General features: G+C 49.5%; 1 protein-coding gene. It reads right to left on the bottom strand.

Annotated elements, in window-relative coordinates:
- Positions 1-97 precede the first annotated feature (97 nt).
- A partial coding sequence (locus R7O13_RS25205; RefSeq protein ID WP_318074279.1) for a hypothetical protein occupies positions 98-893 on the bottom strand: 796 nt, incomplete at its 5' end.

The raw sequence follows: 893 nt of genomic DNA, 5'->3' as shown, positions 1-893 counted from the left end.
CAGGGATGGGAAGAGAGAGGGTGGCATCGCCTAGAGGCGCTTGCCAGTAGCTGTTATCAGGCAATAAAAAAGCCTCATTACTGAGGCTCTTCGAAGATTAAGGTTGTAAAAAATTCTGCGTAAAATCGAGCACATCTTTGGAAGGCGTTTTCTGCTCAGGTGGTTTCGCTGATTGATCTTCTGTTGTGACCGTTGTCATATCCGGTTCGAAGTTCAGCTCCGTCGTCTCTTCCCACGTATTCGCCCCAGATTTGTGCTCGTCACTTAACACTTCGTTAAGCTCTTCTTCGCCAGGGAAATATACGTCACGTTTGTACACCTTGTTCAGCGCACGAATGATCGAGTGCTTTTTCACCATGCCAGATGCGAGCTTTCTTTGCAGAGGCTTCGCAATGGATTGAAGTCCAACCACCACATCCACACCGATGTTCGCCGCGACTTCATCACGAAGGACGCGAGCTGGTTGATAACCCATATTGGCAGAAAGAAACAACCAAACATACGCAATCGCATTGCCTGTTTTGCCTCTGTCTTTCCATGCTTCGCCTGCATGGTACATCGCTTCTGCGCTGCCGCCCTCAGCAGCACGTTCCAGCCAATAGCAACCTTTCACCATGCTCTTGTCTGCGCCAATGCCGTTTAGATAACACAAGCCGACTTGAATTTTGCCTTCTGCACTGTCTTTTTCTGCCGCTTTCATAAACCAGTAAAGCGCATCGGCTTTATGGCCTGAAGTATTTTCAGGCGAGAGCTGCCACTCTCCCATGTAAAGCATCGCAGCAACGCAACCTTCTTCGGCCGCCGTCTCGATGAGTTGATGGCCTTTCGGGATGTTCTTCTCTACCCCTCGACCAAACACCAGTGCTTTACCTGTCGTGAACTTCGCTTCAATA

The sequence above is a fragment of the Vibrio sp. Y176 genome (genome assembly GCF_033438945.1).
Note: the sequence above shows the minus strand (reverse complement) of the source record. Positions and strands in the feature narration are given on the sequence as shown.